Annotated in this window: 20 protein-coding genes; 9 read left to right on the forward strand and 11 right to left on the reverse strand. The window is 59.4% G+C overall.

Annotated elements, in window-relative coordinates:
* The first annotated feature begins 8 nt into the window (after positions 1-8).
* The 6 genes from ACIPY9_RS03910 to ACIPY9_RS03935 all read left to right on the forward strand — a co-directional run bounded on the left by ACIPY9_RS03910 (position 9) and on the right by ACIPY9_RS03935 (position 5,878).
* Positions 9-1,202 carry an SfnB family sulfur acquisition oxidoreductase gene (locus ACIPY9_RS03910; protein WP_400697160.1) on the forward strand — a complete coding sequence of 398 codons (1,194 nt, stop codon included), beginning with the start codon at positions 9-11 and terminating at the stop codon, positions 1,200-1,202.
* The gene (locus ACIPY9_RS03915; RefSeq protein WP_400697162.1) at positions 1,202-2,563 is read left to right on the forward strand and encodes an LLM class flavin-dependent oxidoreductase; all 1,362 of its coding nucleotides are present in this window, start codon (positions 1,202-1,204) and stop codon (positions 2,561-2,563) included. The genes ACIPY9_RS03910 and ACIPY9_RS03915 overlap by 1 nt, the downstream gene beginning before the upstream one ends.
* Before the next feature lie 69 nt (positions 2,564-2,632).
* Positions 2,633-3,421 carry a MetQ/NlpA family ABC transporter substrate-binding protein gene (locus ACIPY9_RS03920; protein ID WP_400697163.1) on the forward strand — a complete coding sequence of 263 codons (789 nt, stop codon included), beginning with the start codon at positions 2,633-2,635 and terminating at the stop codon, positions 3,419-3,421.
* 1 nt (position 3,422) lies between these two features.
* Positions 3,423-4,547 (forward strand): methionine ABC transporter ATP-binding protein, encoded by a 1,125-nt coding sequence (locus ACIPY9_RS03925; protein ID WP_400697165.1) that lies wholly within the window; start codon positions 3,423-3,425, stop codon positions 4,545-4,547.
* Positions 4,537-5,181, forward strand: coding sequence for a methionine ABC transporter permease (locus ACIPY9_RS03930; protein WP_400697167.1), 645 nt, complete (start codon positions 4,537-4,539; stop codon positions 5,179-5,181). Before ACIPY9_RS03925 ends, ACIPY9_RS03930 begins: the two co-directional genes overlap by 11 nt.
* Before the next feature lie 64 nt (positions 5,182-5,245).
* A complete protein-coding gene (locus ACIPY9_RS03935) occupies positions 5,246-5,878 on the forward strand; it encodes a class I SAM-dependent methyltransferase (RefSeq protein ID WP_400697168.1) in 633 nt (210 codons plus the stop codon).
* Between the two features lie 142 nt (positions 5,879-6,020).
* On the opposite strand, the gene ACIPY9_RS03940 is transcribed toward ACIPY9_RS03935, so the two are convergent.
* The 10 genes from ACIPY9_RS03940 to ACIPY9_RS03985 form a co-directional block, all read right to left on the reverse strand.
* A complete protein-coding gene (locus tag ACIPY9_RS03940; RefSeq protein WP_400697170.1) occupies positions 6,021-9,068 on the reverse strand; it encodes an efflux RND transporter permease subunit in 3,048 nt (1,015 codons plus the stop codon).
* A complete protein-coding gene (locus tag ACIPY9_RS03945) occupies positions 9,065-10,135 on the reverse strand; it encodes an efflux RND transporter periplasmic adaptor subunit (RefSeq protein WP_400697171.1) in 1,071 nt (356 codons plus the stop codon). The genes ACIPY9_RS03940 and ACIPY9_RS03945 overlap by 4 nt, the downstream gene beginning before the upstream one ends.
* The gene (locus ACIPY9_RS03950) at positions 10,132-11,250 is read right to left on the reverse strand and encodes an efflux RND transporter periplasmic adaptor subunit (protein ID WP_400697173.1); all 1,119 of its coding nucleotides are present in this window, start codon (positions 11,248-11,250) and stop codon (positions 10,132-10,134) included. The genes ACIPY9_RS03945 and ACIPY9_RS03950 overlap by 4 nt, the downstream gene beginning before the upstream one ends.
* 175 nt (positions 11,251-11,425) lie before the next feature.
* On the reverse strand, positions 11,426-12,445 hold the full coding sequence (locus ACIPY9_RS03955) for an ABC transporter substrate-binding protein (RefSeq protein ID WP_400697174.1): 1,020 nt from the start codon (positions 12,443-12,445) through the stop codon (positions 11,426-11,428).
* Between the two features lie 40 nt (positions 12,446-12,485).
* Positions 12,486-13,352 carry an ABC transporter permease gene (locus ACIPY9_RS03960; protein WP_400697175.1) on the reverse strand — a complete coding sequence of 289 codons (867 nt, stop codon included), beginning with the start codon at positions 13,350-13,352 and terminating at the stop codon, positions 12,486-12,488.
* Positions 13,353-13,427: 75 nt separating this feature from the next.
* The gene (locus ACIPY9_RS03965) at positions 13,428-14,309 is read right to left on the reverse strand and encodes an ABC transporter ATP-binding protein (protein ID WP_400697176.1); all 882 of its coding nucleotides are present in this window, start codon (positions 14,307-14,309) and stop codon (positions 13,428-13,430) included.
* A gap of 16 nt (positions 14,310-14,325) precedes the next feature.
* Positions 14,326-15,222: a TauD/TfdA dioxygenase family protein gene (locus tag ACIPY9_RS03970; RefSeq protein ID WP_400697178.1), complete on the reverse strand. Its 897-nt coding sequence runs from the start codon at positions 15,220-15,222 to the stop codon at positions 14,326-14,328.
* Between the two features lie 232 nt (positions 15,223-15,454).
* Positions 15,455-16,237, reverse strand: a complete 783-nt coding sequence (locus tag ACIPY9_RS03975; RefSeq protein ID WP_400697179.1) for a MetQ/NlpA family ABC transporter substrate-binding protein — start codon at positions 16,235-16,237, stop codon at positions 15,455-15,457.
* A gap of 162 nt (positions 16,238-16,399) precedes the next feature.
* The gene (locus tag ACIPY9_RS03980) at positions 16,400-17,347 is read right to left on the reverse strand and encodes a sigma 54-interacting transcriptional regulator (RefSeq protein ID WP_400697181.1); all 948 of its coding nucleotides are present in this window, start codon (positions 17,345-17,347) and stop codon (positions 16,400-16,402) included.
* 86 nt (positions 17,348-17,433) lie between these two features.
* Positions 17,434-18,015, reverse strand: coding sequence for an alpha/beta hydrolase (locus ACIPY9_RS03985; protein WP_400697182.1), 582 nt, complete (start codon positions 18,013-18,015; stop codon positions 17,434-17,436).
* Between the two features lie 401 nt (positions 18,016-18,416).
* Here ACIPY9_RS03985 and ACIPY9_RS03990 point away from each other — a divergent pair, with 401 nt between their 5' ends.
* Together ACIPY9_RS03990 and ACIPY9_RS03995 are read left to right on the forward strand one after the other, a co-directional pair.
* Positions 18,417-19,409, forward strand: a complete 993-nt coding sequence (locus ACIPY9_RS03990) for an AraC family transcriptional regulator (RefSeq protein WP_400697184.1) — start codon at positions 18,417-18,419, stop codon at positions 19,407-19,409.
* A 56-nt stretch (positions 19,410-19,465) separates the two neighbouring features.
* Positions 19,466-20,218 (forward strand): hypothetical protein, encoded by a 753-nt coding sequence (locus ACIPY9_RS03995; protein ID WP_400697185.1) that lies wholly within the window; start codon positions 19,466-19,468, stop codon positions 20,216-20,218.
* 13 nt (positions 20,219-20,231) lie between these two features.
* Here the strand turns inward: ACIPY9_RS03995 and ACIPY9_RS04000 are convergent, their stop codons facing one another.
* Positions 20,232-20,942, reverse strand: a complete 711-nt coding sequence (locus tag ACIPY9_RS04000) for a Crp/Fnr family transcriptional regulator (protein WP_400697186.1) — start codon at positions 20,940-20,942, stop codon at positions 20,232-20,234.
* A gap of 84 nt (positions 20,943-21,026) precedes the next feature.
* Here ACIPY9_RS04000 and ACIPY9_RS04005 point away from each other — a divergent pair, with 84 nt between their 5' ends.
* Complete coding sequence (locus ACIPY9_RS04005) at positions 21,027-21,551, forward strand: DUF962 domain-containing protein (protein ID WP_400697187.1); 525 nt, start codon at positions 21,027-21,029, stop codon at positions 21,549-21,551.
* Positions 21,552-21,580: the final 29 nt, after the last annotated feature.

Consider the following 21,580-nt stretch of genomic DNA (forward strand, 5'->3'; position numbering starts at 1 on the left):
CACACCGTATGAGTCTTTCCTCGCCCGCTGCCGTGATCGCCAGTGACGCACAAGCCCTGCAAGTGGCCAGTGAACTGGCGCAGACCTTCACCACCGACAGCGCCCTGCGTGACCGTGAGCGCCGTCTGCCAACCCCTGAACTCGACCTGTTCAGCCAGTCCGGCCTGTGGGGCATCAGCGTGCCCAAGGCCCTGGGCGGCGCAGGTGTTTCCAATGTCACCCTGGCCAGGGTCGTGCAGATCATCGCCCAGGCCGACGGCTCACTGGGGCAGATCCCGCAAAACCATTTCTATGCGCTGGAAGTGCTGCGCGTGAATGGCAGCCCACAACAACAGGCACGTTTGTATGCCGAAGCACTGGCTGGCCAGCGCTTTGGCAATGCCCTGGCCGAACTGGGTACGAAAACCGCTCACGACCGGACTACACGTCTGCAACGCGAAGGCGACGGCTATCGCATCAACGGGCGCAAGTTCTACGCCACGGGCGCGCTGTATGCGCAACGGATTCCAACCTCGGTCATCGACGATCAGGGCGTTCAACATCTGGCCTTCGTCCCGCATGACAGCGCAGGAGTGAGCGTGATCGACGACTGGAGCGGTTTCGGCCAGCGCACCACCGGCAGCGGCTCGGTGGTGTTCGACAACGTGTATGTCAGCGCCAGTGATGTGGTTCCGTTCCAGAGCGCTTTTGAACGGCCCACAACAGTCGGACCGCTGGCACAGATTCTCCATGCGGCCATCGACACCGGTATTGCCCGTGCCGCCTTTGAAGACGCCCTGACCTTCGTGCGCACTCGCACCCGACCGTGGATCGATTCAGGCATCGAGAAGGCCGTGGACGATCCTTTGACCCTGCACAGTTTCGGCAAGCTCGGCATTCGTCTGCATGCCGCCGAGGCCCTGCTGGAGCGGGCAGGCGAATACCTGGACATTGCCCAGGCCGATATCAACGACCAGACCCTGGCCGCCGCCTCCATCGCCGTTGCCGAGGCGCGTGCCATCAGCACGGAAATCTCACTGGAAGCGGGCAGCAGGCTGTTCGAGCTGGCGGGCAGCCAATCGACGCTGGCTGAACACGGGCTGGACCGTCACTGGCGCAATGCCCGTGTGCATACGCTGCACGACCCGGTGCGATGGAAGTATCACGCCATCGGCAACTACTACCTCAATGACATCAATCCTCCGCGTCGGGGGACGATCTGATGGCCCGCAAGAAAATCCTGCTCAATGCGTTCAACATGAACTGCATCGGCCATATCAACCATGGCCTGTGGACACATCCACGGGACAACTCCACCCAGTACAAGACCCTCGAATACTGGACCGAACTGGCGCAATTACTGGAGCGCGGCCTGTTCGACGGGCTGTTCATCGCCGATATCGTCGGGGTGTACGACGTGTATCAGAACTCGGTGGACGTGCCGCTCAAGGAGTCGATCCAGTTACCGGTCAATGACCCGTTGCTGCTGGTGTCGGCCATGGCAGCGGTTACCAGACACCTGGGCTTCGGCCTCACCGCCAACCTGACCTATGAAGCGCCCTATCTGTTCGCCCGACGCCTGTCGACACTGGATCACCTGAGCCGCGGCCGGGTGGGCTGGAATATCGTCACCGGCTACCTCGACAGCGCGGCCCGGGCCATGGGCCTGACCGAACAGGTCGAGCATGACCGCCGCTACGATCAGGCCGACGAGTACCTGGAGGTGCTGTACAAGCTCTGGGAAGGCAGTTGGGAAGACGGGGCGGTCATCAATGACCGCGAACAACGTATCTATGCCAGGCCGGACAAGGTCCACAAGATCCGGCACAAGGGCGAGTTCTATCAGGTCGAAGGCTATCACCTGTGCGAACCCTCGCCGCAACGCACCCCCGTGCTGTTTCAAGCCGGCAGTTCAGACCGGGGCCTGCAGTTCGCCGGGCAGAATGCCGAGTGTGTCTTCATCAGCGGCCAGAACAAGGCCGCGACCCGCGAACAGGTCGACAAGGTGCGGGCCAGCGTCGTAGAGGCCGGACGCAACCCTGAAGACATCAAGGTGTTCATGGGCCTGAACGTGATCGTGGGCGCCACCGAAGCCATTGCCCGGGAGAAACACGCCGAGTACCGCCGCTACGCCAGTGCCGAGGCGGGTGTGGCGCATTTCGCGGCGTCCACCGGTATCGACTTTGCGCAATACGAACTGGATGAGCCCATCCAGTACGTGAAAAGCAACGCCATCCAGTCCGCGACGAAAAACCTCAAGAACAACGACTGGACCCGGCAGCGTCTGCTCGACCAGCACGCCCTGGGGGGGCGCTACATCACCCTGATCGGCTCACCGGAGCAGGTCGCGGACGAGCTGGAATCCTGGATCGAAGAAACCGGCCTGGACGGCTTCAACCTGACCCGCACCGTCACCCCGGAAAGCTATGAGGACTTCATCGATCTGGTGATCCCCGAGCTGCAACGTCGTGGCTCGTACAAGACCGCTTACGAAGAAGGCAGCCTGCGCCAGAAGCTGTTTCCCGAAGGGAATGCGCGGCTGCCAGACAACCATGCAGGGTCAAGGCATCGACACTCCCCGTAGGAGCGAATTCATTCGCGAACAGGCCCGGCACCGCTCTCCCACAGACTTTTCAAAACAACGGACAACACCATGAAAAAACCCTTTATCGCGCTGGCCCTGAGCCTGCTGACCCTCACCGCCCACGCCGCCGATGCGCCCTTGAAGGTCGGCACCACTGCCGCCTTTGCCATACCACTGGAGGCGGCGGTGGAAGAGGCCGCCAAGCAAGGCCTGAAGGTCGAGCTGGTGGAGTTCACCGACTGGATCGCGCCTAACGTCACCCTGGCGGCGGGCGATATCGATGTGAACTACTTCCAGCACATCCCGTTCCTGACCAACGCCAATGAAGCTGCCGGTTACAACCTGGTGTCCTACGCGCCGGGCATCATCAATAACGTCGGGCTGTACTCGAAAAAGTACAAAAGCTTCGATGAACTGCCCACCGGTGCCAGCGTGGCCATCGCCAACGACCCCATCAACAGCGGTCGCGGCCTGCAACTGCTGGCCAAGGCGGGCTTGATTACCCTCAAGCAAGGCGTGGGTTACAAGGCCACCGAAGAAGACATCACGGCCAACCCGAAGAAACTCAAGATCATTCAGGTTGAAGCCGTGCAACTGGTTCGCGCCTACGACGATGCCGATCTGGTTCAGGGTTACCCGGCCTACATTCGTCTGGCCAAGACCTTCCCGGCCGATTCGGCCATCCTGTTCGACGGTCTGGACCACCCGGAGTACGTAATTCAGTTCGTGATCAAACCCGAGCGCAAGGACGATCCACGCCTGGCCAGATTCGTCGATATCTATCAGCACTCACCGGTGGTCCGCGCCTCTCTGGACAAGGTCAACGGCAAGCTTTACCAGCCAGGCTGGAAGGAATGACATGAACGCGACCGCGCAACGGCAATTGCCACTCGAACCGGTGGTGCATTCGGCCAGCCAGACCGAACTGCACCCGGACCTGAACCATGCCCATGTCCGCTTCAGTCATCTGGGCAAGATCTACCAGGGCCAGCAAGGCCCGGTGCAGGCCCTGAGCAACATCGAACTGGCGATCCAGCGCGGCGAGATCTTCGGCATCATCGGCCGTAGCGGTGCCGGCAAGTCTTCACTGATCCGCACCATCAACCGGCTGGAACAACCCAGCAGCGGCCGGGTGCTGATCGATCAGGTGGACATTGGCGAATTCAGCGAAGACAGGCTGGTGGAGCTGCGTCGACGCATTGGCATGATCTTCCAGCATTTCAACCTGATGTCGGCCAAGACCGTGTGGCAGAACGTCGAGCTGCCGCTCAAGGTCGCTGGCGTGCCCAGGGAACAGCGCCAGCGCAAGGTCAGCGAATTGCTGGAACTGGTGGGGCTGAAAGACAAGCACAAGGCCTACCCCGCGCAATTGTCGGGCGGGCAGAAACAGCGCGTCGGCATTGCCCGGGCGCTGGTACACGATCCGGCGATTCTGCTGTGCGACGAAGCCACCTCGGCGCTGGACCCGGAAACGACACAATCGATCCTTGGCCTGCTGCGCGAGATCAACCAGCGGCTGGGCCTGACCATCGTGCTGATTACCCATGAAATGGCGGTGATCCGCGATATCTGCAACCGCGTGGTGGTGCTGGAAAAAGGCCAGGTGGTCGAGCAAGGCCCGGTGTGGCAAGTCTTTGGCAACCCACAGCATGAAGTCAGCAAGACCCTGCTGGCACCGCTGCAACTCGGTCTGCCGAAAGCGTTGCTGGAAAGCCTGACGCCGCAACCGCCCCACCCGGAGGCCACGTTGCTGCTGGACTTGCGTTTTACCGGCGTCAGCGCTGAAGAACCGGACCTGGTGGTTCTGTTTTCAGCCCTCGGAGGTCAGGTGAAGCTGTTGCAAGGTAGCGTGGAGCGCATTCAGGAGCGTGCCGTGGGGCATCTGATCCTGTCGATTGCCCGCTCTCCCCACAATCGAGACGAATTGCTGGCCCGTGCCCGACAGCACGCGCCCCAGGCGGAGGTATTGGGTTATGTGGTTTGATCGTTTGCTGCAAGGCGCACTCGATACCCTTGCGATGGTCGGTGTCTCGTCACTCATTGCCTTGCTGTTGGGCATTCCGATGGCGGTGATTCTGGTCATCAGCTCCAAAGGCGGGATTTACGAAGCTCCGGCACTGAATCGGGTACTGGGCGCTTTCGTTAACCTGTTCCGCTCGATTCCGTTTCTGATCCTGATGGTTGCGCTGATCCCCTTCACCCGCCTGATCGTGGGCACCAGCTATGGCGTGTGGGCGGCGGTGGTGCCGCTGACCATTGCGGCCACGCCGTTCTTTGCTCGTATTGCCGAAGTCAGCCTGCGCGAAGTCGATCATGGCCTGATCGAAGCCGCACAGGCCATGGGCTGCCGCCGCTGGCATATCGTCTGGCATGTGCTGTTGCCTGAGGCGCTGCCGGGCATCGTGGGCGGGTTTACCATTACGCTGGTCACGATGATCAACTCTTCCGCCATGGCCGGGGCCATCGGCGCTGGCGGTCTGGGTGATATCGCCTACCGCTACGGTTATCAACGCTTCGACACCCAGATCATGCTGACCGTGATCGTGCTGCTGGTGGTACTGGTGGCCGTCATCCAGCTTGGCGGAGACCGTCTGGCGCGAGTTCTGAACAAGCGCTGAGCCATTGCTTCAGTCCGGGCCGGGGGTATATTGACGGCCTCTTCTGCCCGGACAACCGCTTGCCATGAAGCTCGACGCCCAAGACCTCGCCCAGATCACCGCCATCACCGTCGGCCATTACAACCAGGTGGCCGAAGACTTTCGTGAAGGCACTCGCGACCACGACGTCAGCCAGAACATTGCCGCGCTGCTGCGCCATATCGAAGGCTCGACGCCCTGGCATATTCTGGATTTCGGCTGCGGACCGGGGCGGGACCTGAAAACCTTCAGCGCCATGGGTCATGTCGCGGTCGGCCTGGATGGCAGCGAACAATTCGCCCGAATGGCTCGCGCCGACAGCGGCTGTGAAGTGCTGCAACAGAATTTTCTGGAACTGGATCTGCCCGCCGCACGCTTCGACGGCATCTTTGCCAATGCCGTGTTGTTCCATATTCCGAAACAGGAACTGCCCAGAGTCCTGCAACAGTTACACGCCACACTCAAACCGGGTGGCGTACTGTTCAGCTCCAATCCCAGAGGCGAGAACCAAGAAGGCTGGAAAGGCGAGCGTTATGGCTCGTATCACGACCTGGAATCATGGCGCGAGTTGCTGACCGAAGCAGGTTTTGTCGAACTGGAGCATTACTACCGGCCCACCGGACTGCCGCGTGAGCAACAACCCTGGCTGGCAAGTGTCTGGCGTAGCCTGAACATGTAGGAGCGGATTCATCCGCGAAAAAGCTTCGCGAATAAATTCGCTCCTACACCGATTTGGGCTCCTTGAACTTGAGCCACGTGGCGTAGCCTTGAGCCTGTAGGAGCGGATTCATCCGCGAAAAGCTTCGCGAATAAATTCGCTCCTACGCCGACTTGGGTTCCTTGATCTTGTACCAGGCCACATACAGGGCGGGCAGGAACAACAGGGTCAGCAGCGTGGCGATGATGATGCCGCCGATCATCGCGTAGGCCATCGGTCCCCAGAACACTTCACGTGCGATGGGGATCATGCCCAGGCTGGCCGCCGCCGCGGTGAGCAGGATCGGGCGGCGGCGATGTTCCGTGGCCTCGACCACGGCGTCCCATGGCGAATAGCCGCTCTTCTCGTAGGCATCGATCTGGGTCACCAGAATCACCGAGTTGCGGATGATGATGCCGATCAGCGCCAACACGCCGAGAATCGCCACGAACCCCAATGGCGTTCCGGTCGGAATGAGCGCCAGCACCACACCGATCAGGCCCAGCGGCGCGACACTGGCCACCAGGAACATCTTCTGCACGCTGTGCAGCTGGATCATCAGGAAGGTGGCCATCAGGAACAGCATCAACGGCACGACACTGGCAATCGGCCCCTGCGCCTTGCTGCTCTCTTCCACGGTTCCGCCGGTCGCCACCTTGTAGCCCACTGGCAAACCGGCAGCAAACTTGTCGACGTCCGGCTTCAACTGGTTAACCAGATCCGTCGGCTGAATGGCATCGCGCACGGCACCTTTCACAGTGATGGTCGGTTTGCGATCACGACGCCAGACCAATGGCTGCTCCAGCTCATAACCGACCGTGGCAAAGGCCAACAGCGGAATCGAGGTCCCCGCCGGGGTCACGATCTGCAGGTTCTGCAAGGTTTCCGGTGTGCCACGCTCGGCGTCCTCGGCACGACCGACCACGTTGATCAGGTAGATGTCGTCACGCACCTGCGTCACCGACGAGCCACTGACCACACTGTTCATCAACTGGGCAACATCTTCGGAAGACAGCCCCAACTGCCGCGCCTTGTCCTGATTGATATCGACACGCAGCACCTTGCCCGGCTCGTTCCAGTCATAGATCACTTCACCGACATGAGGGTTCTTGCCCAGCAGCGTGGCCAGTTCAATGGCGTGCTGACGCACCTTGTCGATGTTCTCGCCGCTGACGCGGTACTGCAACGGACGCCCCACCGGCGGCCCCATCTCCAGCGGCTGCACATAGGCGCCAATGCCGACATACTCGTCGCGCAGGCGTTTTTGCAAACGAGCAGTCAAGGCTCCACGCTCTTCCAGCCCTTTGCTGACAATCACCAACTGGGCATAGAACGGGTTTTCCAGTTGCTGATCCAGCGGCAGGTAGAAACGCACGGCACCCTGGCCAATGTAGGTGCTCCAGCGCTCGATATCGGGATCGTCCTTGAGGCTGGCCTCGAAACGGTCCACGACCCGGCGTGTCTCGTTGATCGAAGCACTTTGCGGCAGGTTCAGGTCGACCAGGATTTCAGGGCGGTCCGAGGACGGGAAGAACTGGTTCTGCACGAACTGCATGGAGAACAGCGACGCGGCGAACAGCAGGATCGTCATGCCGATCGCCAGCCAGCGATGACGCATGGCCCACAGCATGCTGCTGTTGAACGCACGCCCGATGCGTCCCGGCTCTTCAGACTTGGGCTTGATGTTGCTGCTCAGGATATGGACGCCGATCACCGGTGCAAACAACACGGCCACGATCCACGACACCAGCATCGCCACCGCGATCACGGCAAACAGTGTGAAGGTGTATTCCCCCGCCGAACTGGCGTTCAGGCCAATGGGCACGAAACCGGCCACCGTCACCAGCGTACCGGTCAGCATCGGGAAGGCTGTCGAGGTGTAGGCATAGGTCGCGGCCTGCTCCTTGGTCTCCCCCATTTCCAGCCGCGTGACCATCATTTCCACGGTAATCATCGCATCGTCCACCAGCAGGCCCAGGGCGATGATCAGCGCGCCGAGGGAAATCCGCTGCATGGTGATGCCGCTGTATTCCATGAACACGAAGACCATCGCCAGCACCAGCGGAATGGAACACGCCACCACCAGACCGGCGCGCACCCCAAGGCTGACAAAGCTGACCACCATCACGATGATGACCGCCTCGAACAGCGCACTGGTGAAGCCGCCCACCGCCTTGTCCACCACTTCGGCTTGGTCCGACACCTTGTGTACGCCGATACCCACCGGCAATTCGGCGGTGGAAGCGTCCATACGGTCATGCAATGCCTTGCCGAAGGCCTGAATATTGCCGCCCTTCTCCATCGCAATGGCCAGACCGATGGCCGGTTTGCCGTTATAACGGAACATTGGCGTGGAGGGGTCGGTGTAGCCTCGGGTGATCTCGGCGATATCGCTCAAGCGGTAGAAACGGTCATTGAGCCGCAGGTTGACGGACGCCAGATCCTTTTCCGAAGCGAACTGCCCGGAGGTCCGCACGGAAATCCGTTCGGGACCTGCCTCGATCACCCCCGCTGGCGTCACTGCGTTCTGCGATTGCAGGCTCTGCACCACCTGCCGCTGATCCAGCCCCAGGGCTGCCAGCTTGCGGGTGGAGAAATTCAGGTAGATCACTTCATCCTGCTGGCCAATCATCTGCACCTTGCCAAGGCCAGGCACGTCGCGGATGTCAGCGCGTACCTTCTCGACATGATCGCGCAACTGGCGCATCGAAAAGCCGTCGGCGGTAAAGGCATAGATCGAGCCGAACACATCGCCGAATTCGTCGTTGAACGACGGCCCTTGCAGGCCCTGGGGAAACTGGCCGCGAATGTCATCGATCTTCTTGCGCACCTGATACCAGATCTGCGGTATGTCCCTGGCACTGGTGGTGTCACGCAGGAATACGAAAACCGTGGACTCGCCCGGCCGGGTGTAGCTTTTCACGTAGTCCAGCGAATCCAGCTCTTCGAGCTTTTTCTCGATCCGGTCAGTCACCTGTTTCAGGGTTTCATCCACCGTCGCGCCCGGCCAGCGTGTCTGGATGACCATGGTCTTGATCGTGAAGGACGGGTCTTCTTCACGCCCCAACTTCATGTAGGAAAACACGCCCATCAACAGGGCGACGAACATCAGGTACCAGACGAACGACTGATGCTTGATGGCCCACTCGGAGAGATTGAAACTTCCTTTCATCGTGGGCTTTCCTCATCGACTTTGACTTTCTGCCCCGGCTTGAGGCTGTTGACGCCTGCACTGACCACCTTTTCACCGGCATTGACGCCACTGGCCAGCAGGAAACTGTCACCTTCGCGGCTGACAATCTTCACCTCTCTGGGGTTCACGGTCTGGCTTTGCGGGTCGATGACCCAGATCCGGCTTTGGCCATCGGCCTCCTGCAGCGCACTGACCGGCAGACGCATGCGCGGCGCAATGGCCGAGCTGAGGGTCACACTGATCGCCGTGCCCAGGCGCAGCGCTGTCGGTGTCTGTGTCAGGGACAACCGGGCACGGCGGGTGCGGGTCGAGCGATCGGGCTGGGGTTCGATTTCTCGTAGCGTGGCGGTGGTGTTCACATCCGGATCAAGCTGACTCGCCACGGTGAACACCACATCGGCAGGCAATTGATCGGCCAGTGACGCGGGCAGGTCGATGACCGCTTCCTTGATATCGGGCCGTGCCAGGGTAACGACTTCCTGCCCGGCCGTAACCACTTGCCCGGCCTCGGCCCGCCACTCGGTGACCACCGCATCATCGTCGCTGCGCAGCTCGCTGTAACTCAACTGGTCACTGGCCTGCCGGGCTGCGGCCCTGGCCTGATCCAGTGACGAGCGCGTGGTTTTCAGATCGGTCAGGGCAATATCCAGTTGTGCCTGCGCACCGACGCCACGGTCGAACAACTCCTGCTGGCGACGGGCATTGGCCTGGGCGTTGATCCACTGAGCTTCGATACGCGCCAGATCGCCCTCGCGTGCACGCACGTTGTTCTGCTGATCGGTCGGATCGAGCGTCGCAAGCAGATCGCCCTTCCGGACTTCACTGCCCACGTCCACATGGCGAGCCGCGATACGGCCCGGCACCCGAAAGCCCAGCACACTCTGGTAACGCGCCTGGATATTGCCGGCGAAACGCCCGAATTCCAGCAGCGAATCGGGCCGGGCCTCGACAAAGACAACCGGACGTACCGGCTCGGGGGGCGCTTCATCATGACCACAACCGCTCAAGACAAGACCACTCAACAACAGGCAGGACAGTCGCTTCATGGTTGCACCTGAGCATTGTGATTCCGGGGTTGATCCGCGATCTCCACTTGCATGTCCGGATGCAACAACTGTCCGCCCGCCACCACGACTCTCTCCCCGCTCTTGAGCCCGTCACCGATGATGACCCGGGATGTCAGGTAACGGGCCACCTGAACCCTGCGCAGATTGGCCTTGCCCTGTTCATCCACCACCCACACGGCGGGTTTGCCCAAATGTTCGCCCAGGTCCTTGGTCAACGCCGACCACGGCAACTCCACGCTGGCATTGGCCGGAGCACTCAGGGCCACGCTGACCACCGAGCCCAGGTCCATGCCTTCGGGCAAAGGGTCGAGTGCCACCTTGACCTGCAAGGTCCCGGTTTCGGCCGAAACGGCAGGGGTCACTTCACGCACCTTGCCGCTGACCTTGATGGCCGGATTATCGAGCAGGGTCACTTGCACCGGCTGATCGGTGGGCGGCTGGACGAACAGCGACTCGAACACATTGAACACCGCATCGCGCTCGCCATCGCGAGCCAGATCGAAGATCGGCACGGTGGCCTGCACCACTTGCCCGACCTCAGCCTGGCGGGCCGTGATCACGCCCGGCGTATCGGCAACCAGTGCGGTGTAACTCAGTTGCTCACGGGCATTGGCCAGTTGCGCCTGCGCCGCCTTGAGCGCGCTCTCGCTTCCGCGCAAGGCGGCCTGGGCGGAGTCGTATTCGCTGCGACTGGTGTACCCCTTGGGCAGCAGTTTTTCCTGACGCCCGAAAGCGGCACGCGCCTGAATGACTCGCGCCTGCTCGGCCGCCACCGAGGCCTGCGCCGAATCGACATTGATCTGCAAATCCTTGGGATCGAGCCGGGCCAGTACCTGATTGGCAGTCACCCGGTCACCGACATCCACATTGCGCTGGATGATCTTGCCATTGACCCGAAAGGAAAGCCGGGTCTGCACCCGCGCCTGAATATCGCCAGTCAGCGCAACACTGGCGGCAAAGTCAGCGGTTTTTACCGTCTGTACATAAACCCGCGGCAGCTCGGGAGCAGCCGGTTTTTCCTGGCCGCAACCGGTCAATAACACCATGGCAGCCGCCAGACCGAACCTAATCAACGCCGAGGAACGAGCAGGCATGCAGACTCCTTTTACAGCTGCCAGATGGAAATGTGATATCACGCGAGAAGAGCGTGAACATGCGACTGTACGCTGGCGACAGGGTTCCTTGATAGGTGAGCGTTGCGGTATTTATTGGCCTGTTCGCGAATGAATTCGCCCCTGCACTGGAGCGGATTCATTCGCGACAGCAGTGTCAGCTACCCGACCCGCCGTGGGCCTCTTCAAAGAAGTAATCCTTCCAGCTCGCGGCCTTGTTCTTCAGCACGCCCAGTTCATGCAGCTTTTCGGCATAGATGAAGGTGCGTTGTGGCGTCACGGTGAAATCGATTTCCGGGTCAGAAACGATTTTTTCTACCAGCGGCAACGGCAATTTCGACTGTTCGACGCGGATATAAGTCTGCGCGGCTGCCGGCTTGTCGGCCTTGATGATCTTCTCGGCTTCCGCCAGCGCGTCGTAGAACGCCTTGTAAGTCTTGGGGTTCTCGTCGTGGAATTTCTCGGTGGTGTAGAGCACGTTGAACGTGGCCTGACCGCCCAGCACGTCGTAGCTGCTCAACACTTTATGAACGTTGGGGTTTTCCAGCGCCTGATACTGAAAGGGCGGGCTGGAGAAGTGCGAGTTGATTTCCGAACCACCGGCAATCAGCGCCGAAGTGGCATCGGGGTGCGCCAGGCTGACAGAGATGTTGTCGAATTTCTTGAAATTCGCATTCCCGAACTCCTTGGCCGTTTCGATCTGCAAGGTACGGGACTGGAAACCCACGCCCGCCGCAGGCACCGCGATACGGTCCTTGTCGGTGAAGTCTTTCAGGGTTTTGACGTTCGGGTTGTTGGTCAGCAGGTAGTTGGGCATCGAGCCCAGCGAAGCGATGGCCTTGACGTTCTGCTTGCCCTTGGTCCGGTCCCAGATGGTCAGCATGGGCGGTACGCCTGCAGAAACCACGTCCAGAGCACCAGCCAGCAGTGCTTCGTTCATGGCCGTGGCGCCGGAGATACTGTTCCAGTCCACCTGGATATCCAGGCCTTGCTCCTTGCCATGTTTCTCGATCAGTTTCTGATCGCGCACCACGTCCAGAATCAGGTAACCGATACCGAATTGCTGGGCAATGCTGATCTTGCCTTCGGCGTGCGCGCCGCCGCTGAGAAGAGTACCCGCCAGGCCCAATGCAGCCGCCAGTGCGGTCAGTGCAGGACGTTTGAAAGAAGTCACCATGGAACCCTCACGAAAATTCAAGAAGAGAAAAAGCCCGCACTTAGCGCTGCATGCCCCAGCGCTTGACCGTCAGGCGCTCGATGTTGGCGAACAGCAGGTTTTCCACCAGCAGACCGATGAGAATCACCGCCGCCAGCCCGGCAAATACCTTGTCGGTATACAGCTCGTTACGGTTCTGGAAGATGTACCAGCCCAGGCCGCCCTTGCCCGAAGAGGCACCGAACACCAGCTCGGCCGCAATCAATGTGCGCCAGGCAAAGGCCCAGCCGATTTTCAGGCCTGCCAGAATCGATGGCAGGGCCGCCGGAATCAGGATGTGCCAGACAAAACGCAAGCCTTTGAGGCCGTAGTTGCGACCGGCCATGCGCTGGGTTTCCGAAACGCCCAGGAACCCGGCATAGGTGTTGAGCGCCAGCGCCCACAACACCGAATGCACCAGCACGAAAATCAGGCTGTTCTGCCCCAGACCGAACCAGAGCAATGCCAGGGGCAACAGGGCAATGGCGGGCAACGGGTTGAACATCGCCGTCAGGGTGCTGAGAAGATCGCGGCCCAGTTGGGTCGAAACCGCCAGGGTCGTCAGGCCGAACGCCAGGACAATGCCGATCAGATAGCCCTGAATCAGCACAGTCAGGGAAATCCAGACCTTGCCCGGCAGCTCACCGGTGATGATGCCGTCATAGAACGCGGTAGCGGTTTGCAGAAAGCCGGGCAACAGAAGGTCGTTGTTCTGAATGCGCGCAGCCACTTCCCAGACCACGGCCAGCAAAACCATGATCACGCTTTTGCGCACCCAGCTCAGTTGCCAGATGCGCTGGGCCAAAGGAATGTCACGCGCCAGATCCTTCTGGGTGAAGGGCTCCAGCGTGACTTCGTATTCTTCACGAACAGGGGGTGAAAGGCTCATGTCGGGGTCTCTGTGGTCATGTCGAGGCGCGTGAAGCAGGCCGTTCGCGGATGAATCCGCTCCTACAGCTGCGTCTCAATAGGCGATGCGGATGTCCTGGAAATTCAGCTCGGACTCGGGCTGGCCGGTTTCGTTTTCATTGAACAGCAAGCGGTGGATACGCTGCGCCGTTTGCTGAAAACCGACCCCTCCGAGGCTTTTCAGGTCGTACTGATGGCTGTTGATTTCCGCACGCACACGCCCCGGATGAGGCGACAACAACAGGATGCGGTTGCCCACCACCAACGCTTCTTCGATGGAGTGAGTGACGAACAGCAGCGTGAAGCGCACTTCGTCCCACAGTTCCAGCAACTCTTCCTGCATCTTGCGGCGAGTCAGGGCATCGAGGGCCGCGAAAGGCTCATCCATCAGCAGGATTTTCGGTTGCATCGCCAAGGCACGGGCAATGGCCACACGGGCCTTCATGCCGCCGGACAGGGTGTGTGGATAAGCGTCGGCAAAGGCACTGAGGCCAACCTTTTCCAGGTAGTGACGAGCACGTTCCAGAGCTTCGGGACGCTTGAGCGTGCGTGAAGCCAGCAACGGGAACATCACGTTTTCGATCACGGTCTTCCAGGGCGGCAGTTGATCGAACTCCTGAAACACCACGATACGATCCGGACCGGGCTCCTTGACCTGTGCACCGGCCAGACGGATCTGACCTTCCGTGGGTTGAATGAACCCGGCCACCGCCTTGAGCAAGGTGGACTTGCCGCAACCGGACGGGCCGAGCAACACGAAGCGGTCGGCCGGATCGATTTCAAAACTGACCTGATGGGTCGCCCGCACGACACGCTCGGGCGTGCGGTACTCAAGGCTTACGCCCTGAACTTGCAACAAGGCTTCAGTGGCATGCTGAGCAGCCTGTTGGAGGGTCGTGCCTTCGCTAGCCGTATGGCTTTGCACTGCAACATTCATGAACAGATCCCCGGAATCAGAACGGCGCATCGCCTTGGATAGTGGTGCGATACAGCTTGCGTCGCAGATGGGTCGGGCAGCCGGCTGCCAGATGGATCAGGGAACGGTTGTCCCAGAACACCATGTCGTGGGGTTGCCATTTGTGACGGTACACATGCTCGGGGCGTGTGCAGTGGGCATAGATCTCGGCCAGGATGCGACGGCTTTCGTCTTCCGGCAGTCCGACGATACGGGTGGTGAAGTTCTCGCTGACGAACAAGGCCTTGCGACCGTTTTCCGGGTGAGTACGAACGATCGGATGAGTCACTTCCGCCACCTGAGCCAGTTGCTCCGGGGTCAGGGCCGGACGCCAGCTGGCAGCGTTGTCACCGTCCAGGTAACGGGAGGTGTAGCTGTGGATGGCAGAACGTCCTTCGACTGCGTCACGCAGGTGTTGCGGCAAGGTTTCCCAGGCCAGGTGCATGTCGGCGAACAACGTGTCACCGCCTTCGCTGGGCAGTTCCTGAGCGTGCAGCATCGAGCCCAGGCTTGGCAGCTCCTTGTAGGACAGGTCCGAGTGCCAGTATTTGCCTGCATCACCCAGACCGATGGGCTGACCGTTTTCCACAATGTTGGAGACGATCAGGATTTCCGGGTGGTTGGCCAGGGCAAACTGTTTGAGCACGTGGATCTGCAACACACCGAAGCGGCGGCTGAAATCGATCTGCTGCTGCGGGGTAATGTGCTGATCGCGGAAAACGATGAGGTGGTAGTCGAGATGCGCCTGATGCACACGGGCGAAGTCGGCATCATTGAGCGCTTTGGACAGATCCAGCCCGACGATTTCCGCGCCCACCTTACCGGCAAATGGACGCACATCGAACTGTTGCTCGGCGGCTTGAGTAGACGATGAAGCGAGGGCTGATGCGGGCATGAGAACTCCGACTCCAGGACATGTAGATGACTGAGAGAAGGAACTTTATAGCTATAAGAAATTAAATTTAAATACCGTTATGGAATATGAATAGTGCTGAACGAGCTAGGGGTTTTCTGCGTTTGGTCTTCGCGAATGAATTCGCTCCTACAGGCCGTGCAGGAGCGAATTCATTCGCGAAAGGGTTTGAAGCGGCTGAAGCCGCCCCCACCCTTTACATACCTGAAATCAATCAGAACGCAGGCAATACCGCGCCGTCGTACTTCTTCTCGATGAAGGCTTTGACTTCAGGGCTGGTCAGCGCCTTGGACAGCTTCTGGATAGCGTCGGTGTTGGCGTTGTCTTCCCGGGTCACGAGGAAGTTCACGTAAGGCGAATCGGCGCCTTCGATGATCAGTGCATCCTTGCGCGGGTTGAGCTTGGCTTCCAGGGCGTAGTTGGTGTTGATCAGGTCAAGGTCAACCTGATCCAGTACGCGCGGCAGCACGGCCGATTCCAGCTCGCGGAATTTCAGTTTTTTCGGGTTGGTGGCGATGTCTTTAGGCGTCGCCAGGGCATTGGTCGGGTCCTTGAGAGTAATCAGACCACCCTTTTGCAGCAACAGCAGGGCACGGCCCGCGTTACTGCCTTCGTTGGGAATCGCAACGGTTGCGCCTTCAGGCAGTTCGGCCAGGCTCTTGTGCTTCTTCGAGTAACCGCCGAACGGCTCGACGTGCACGCCCACGCCGGTTACCAGCTTGGCACCCTTGCCTTTGTTGAAGCCGTCCAGATAAGGCTTGGTCTGGAAGTAGTTGGCGTCCAGACGCTTCTCGTTGAGCTGGACGTTAGGCTGCACGTAATCGGTAAAGACCTTGATTTCCAGGTCCACGCCTTCCTTGGCCAGGGTTGGCTTGATCAGTTCCAGAATTTCAGCATGCGGGACAGGCGTCGCCCCCACCACCAGTTTTTCGCCAGCCTGAGCCAGGCCAATGGAAAACGCTGCCGCCAGAGCGGTCATCAACAAGGTCTTCTTCATGCAATATCCTTGGCTAACATGCAAAGCGTCAAAAAGTGACGCCATATCAGAGAGTTACCGCAACCACATGGCGGGCTGCGGTGTGAAACGGACCTTACCGGGATTTTTTATTACGAGAAAATAATTTTTTAACGGTCACTTATAACCGTTATTCAGCGATGGCTATGTCGCTACCTTCCCAAGACGCGCCGTTACGCTTTCCAGCAATTGTTTCAGTGCCAGAAGCTGTTCAGGCCTGTCATTGGCGATCAAGTGCTGTGCCTGTCGTTCAATCTCTGCCAGCGGGTCCGGGCTAACAGGCAAATTGATGTGCTCGGGAAGAATCTCGTCGCCGCTGCTGACCAGCAGGGCAAAGTGAATGACGTTTTCCAGTTCACGGGTGTTGCCCGGCCAACTGTGGGATTGCAGCACATGCTGCGCCTCATCACTGATCAGCTGGACAGGCAGGTTCAGGCGCTGGCTGTAGATCCCCACAAAGTACTCTGCCAACGGCAGGATGTTGCCCGGTTGCTCACGCAGCGCCGGCAGATCGAGTCGCCCCTCGCTCAAGTAGTGATAAAGCCGCTCATTGAATTTTCCCGCCACCACGGCCTGTGCCAGATCGATGCTGGTCGCGGCCACCAGACGCACGTCCACCGGGCTGGGCTGCTGCGCGCCCACACGGGTGACCTCATGGTTTTCCAGGGCGGCCAGCAGCTTGACCTGAATGGGCAGCGGCAAATCGCCGATTTCGTCCAGATACAAGGTGCCGCCATTGGCAGAACCGAACCATCCGGCCCGACTGCTGCCGGAAACGTTGTGAGTACCGGCAGCATGGCCAAACAGCTCGGCATCGGCGTAAGTCGGGCTGATGGCACCGCAATTGACCGAGACGAACAGCCCGGCGCGATCACTGCCACGGTGAATATGACGGGCCAGCAGCTCTTTGCCCGTACCGGACTCACCACGAATCAGCACCGGCAACGAACGCGGTGCCAGTTGCTCCATCTCTTCGCGCAATTGACGCGCACGCGGGTCGATAAAGACCAGCGCCTTGGCGCGAATGCTCAGGGGGCTTTTTTCAGCATCGGGGAAGGTCAGCAACGGCTGACTGGAAACTTCAAGACTCATGACAAACTCCCGCCCGAGCCCTTGTCAGGCTCAAGCGTTAAAAACAGGCAGGCCCGGATGACCTGACGAAAACGTGATGGGTCGGCTCATGCCCGACGACGTGCGCCTTGCTCCAGACGGTTTTGCAGGCGATACAGGTAAGCAAAACCCTGCTCCCAGCGTTGATGGCCAGACTTGACGTTGATGTGTCCTGCCTGACTCAGAAAGCCGACTTCGGCCCCCCAGTGGCGGGCCATTTCCATGGCACGCAGAGAACTGACAGCCGGATCGTTATCAGAGCTGACGATCTGTGTGGGAAACGGCAGCAGATCCTGAGGAATCGGAGCGAAATTGCGTAATGCCGGAGGGCAGTTCGGACGCTCGACATCGGCCGGTGCCACCAGCAAAGCGCCATGCACCTGACGCAGTGACTCCAGCGGAGCCAATTGCGCCCAATGCGCAACCGTGATGCAGCCAAGGCTGTGGGCAATAAGAATCACCGGAGTGTCTTGTGCGCAGATCATGCGTTGCAGCTCACCCACCCAGTCTTCCCGACGCGGCTTGAGCCAGTCGAACTGCTCCACCCGGGCACTGTTAGGCAGGCTGTTCTGCCAGTGGGTTTGCCAATGATCTTCAGGCGACCCTTGCCAGCCTGGCACGATCAGGTAACGGATCGACTCGTTGTGCATGGGTTCGCCTCCTGCATGTGGGCATTCATGAGGCGAGTATAGGGAGGAAATATATATCCGATAAGGAATAAGTAGCTATTTATTAATATCCAAAAAGAATATTACTGATCAAAAAAAGGGCCGTTCCCCTGTCTAAGAAACGGCCCCTGAAAAATCGCTTTCGCACTGGAAGATAACGCCCCCGGATGACAGTGAGGCTACAGCAGATGAAAAAGCCCTCGAAAGGGTGAACGCCTCTGTCCCGAACAGGAGTCGGCCCTGCAGTCAGTCCGGGAATGCTTGCACAATTGTCATAATTTCTTACATGCTCTGCCTGGATAGCTGGCAACGGATTTGCCAGGGATACCTTGTCGGCCCGGCCCGGCCTTGAGTACGCATCAATGACAGGAAGGGTCGTTCACATGCCCGAGTCAAACAGCCTTGCCAGTTGGACCCGCGCCCTGCGCAAGCAGCTCGACGCCTTGAACCTCGACAGCCTCGAACTGTGCAAGGCTGCCGGTCTTGATCCCCTGCACATGGACGCCGCTGACGCCCGACCGTCCCAGAGCGCAGCCACACGCCTCTGGCAACTGGCGGTCCAGGCCAGCAACGATCCGGCATTGGGCTTACGGGTATCACGCTTCGTCAGCCCTACATCCTTTCATGCACTGGGCTACACCCTGGTTGCCAGCCACTCATTGCGTGAAGTATTCGAGCGCATCGTGCGCTATCACTCGGTCACAGAAAGCGCACTGGTTCTGGATTTCAAACGGGTCGGTGAATGCTATGAGCTTCGCTTCAACACCCAGCCGGGTGCCTCGCCCCATGCCGATGAAGTGCTGGATGCCTTCGCGGCCATTTATGTGCGCACTTGCCGCAACCGCCTGGGCCGGGGGTACTCGCCCCTGTCCGTCGACCTTCAGCGTCCCGCACCTGAAAATCCGCAACCCTGGCACGATCTGTTTCGCGCGCCCCTGCACTTCTCGGCTCCCCAGAACAGACTGACGTTCGCCTGCACCGATTTTGACAGCCACCTGGACGACAGTCCTTCGCCCTCGGACGAATCCGGTCACAACGACAAACCTCTGCACTCCCTCATATGGGAGCCACGTGTCTGTTCGGCCATCGAAACCCTGCTGCCCGAGGGCGAACCCTCGCCCGAAAGCATCGCAGAAGCCTTGCACATCAGCCCTCGCAGCCTGCAACGCCACCTGGCCGACGAAGGTTGCCGTTACGACCTGCTGCTCAAACAATGCCGCCAGAATCTGGCCTTGCTCCACATGAGCGATCCACACACCTCATTGAGCGAAATCGCTCAGCTACTGGGCTTTGCCGACACAGACAGCTTGAATCGCGCCTTCAAACGCTGGACAGGGCAGACACCGGATCAGTATCGGAATGGGTTGATGAGATGAATTGCAACATATCGGAGCGATGAACTCTCGATAGTGACCGTGAAGGCAAGGACGGTTTGCTGATAAATTCGGCGGCGCATACGAAAAAACCCACCATGAGGTGGGTTTTTCGTAAATCACTTGCGTATGTCCGCGGGTGGAGGCTTTCGCCCTCGTTTCCCTCGGCTGGTGAAGAAAATATAAGGATATTCGCAGTTGTCGTCAACGCTGGCTCCTCCCCTCGCACCTGCGATTCGTCTCGCATTGTCACCGGCAAGATTTGCAACCTACGAAACCGCTGCGGCCGCAGCAGGGCTCTCTCCCGAAGATGCAGTCACTCTGTACGCAATGCCGTATCGGATGCCCTGACAGCCGTTTATGGAAAGCATTGGCCCTGGGATAAAAACTTTGAAAACAGCCTTCCTGTCTCCAAAGGACATGGCTATCAGCAACGACAGGATCTGATCAACGCCCGAACCCGTTTTCGTACGACAGACCGTATTGTTGTCGAACTCAAATTCGTGTTCTGGGAAAAAATGTTTACGAGCCGCCATGATCAGAGGATCTGGAACACTCACCTCTTTTCTCTGTTCCCGAATCTGGACCCGGCAAAGACGGTTTCGGCTCATAGGATGAGATTGGCAACAGACTTGGAGACGATTCGCCTGCTGCGCAACCGGATTGCCCACCATGAGCCAATCTTCAGACGCAACCTGGCTGATGAGCTATCAAAAATGCATTCCCTGATCGAGGCCCGATGCCAGATATCCGCTGCCTGGATGATGAAAGAGCAACTGGCCCTGACAGCGATTCAGGCAAAACCGTTTTAGATTCCGGCATGAATCACCCCAGAGCCTTGGCCCGTGAAAAATTGGCCACTTTACGCAGGCGAATCACGTCGAAGACTTCCAGTTGCCCGTCTCCCAGACGAATGATCTTGCGCTGATGTAGCTCCTCGAGCACTTCGAGCAATTCGGATGAGGTCATCGACAGGACGGATGGAGCCTGAATATCGTCCAGTGCGATCAAGCGTCGTGCGTGGCTCAAGTAGCCATACCCTTCGCACAACAGCAGCAAGCGCCAGGCCACTCGGGCGCGGGCCGGGAGCTGTTGGATCTTGTCGTGCCCCGGCCAGAAAAGGCCCAGTTTACGGCTCAGAAGTGCTGCAAACGGACGCCAGTGCTGTGGGTTCTCCTCCAGCAGCCGGACCAGGGTTTCCTGGGGAATGTGCAGGAAGATTGTCTGGTCCACGGAATAGGCATCCAGCATGCGGGGCATGCCATCGAACAATGAAACCTCGCCAAACCAGTACGGAGGGCGGATCTCTTCCTGTCGAGGTGCCAGGCGCTGCTCATGAACCCCGCCCATCCGTACAGTGCCTTCGAGCAGGACGTAAAGTCCGCACGCCGGAGCGCCTTTTTCAAACAACAACTTCCCCGGTGTCTTGCGCCGCTGCTGCGCGGCGTCGATCAGGCTGTCCTGCAAATCGGCCGGTAAATAGCTAAACCAGTAATCGGACAGTAACCGTGACCGCCATCCCTCTCCATTTGTCATGTTTGCTCCCTTTTTCCACAGGCACCGATGCCAAAAAACGACTACGGTAAAGCAACCCGATCATCGTCTCAGGCAGGAATAATAATGAAAAACCTTGTCGATCATCTCAGCCAATATGCTGCGTATCACCGTGATTCGCGCAATATCGTGACGCATTTCGTAGGAATTCCGCTGATCGTGCTGGCAGTGGCGATACTGCTCTCGCGACCGGGCTGGGATGTGGCGGGGCTCTGGCTATCACCTGCGGCGCTGGTCGCGCTGGCGTCGACCGTGTTCTATCTCAAGCTCGATCGGGTCCTGGGGCTGGTGATGGCGATCATGCTCGGACTTTGCATCTGGGCAGGCGCAAACCTGGCGCAGCAGGCAACCATGGTCTGGCTGAGTGCAGGCGTCGGGCTGTTTGTGATCGGCTGGATCATCCAGTTCATCGGGCACTATTACGAAGGCCGCAAACCGGCATTCATCGACGATGTGATGGGCCTGATCATCGGGCCGTTGTTCGTGGTGGCGGAACTGGCGTTCCTGATGGGGATGCGCAAACCCTTGCAGCACGACATTGAAGAGCGTGTCGGGCCTGTGAGGCGCAACACCCCCAAAGCCGCAGTGTAGAAGAAACTGTGGGAGCGAATTCATTCGCG

Origin of the sequence: Pseudomonas sp. NPDC089734, from assembly GCF_044748865.1 — a bacterium.
GTDB lineage: Bacteria > Pseudomonadota > Gammaproteobacteria > Pseudomonadales > Pseudomonadaceae > Aquipseudomonas.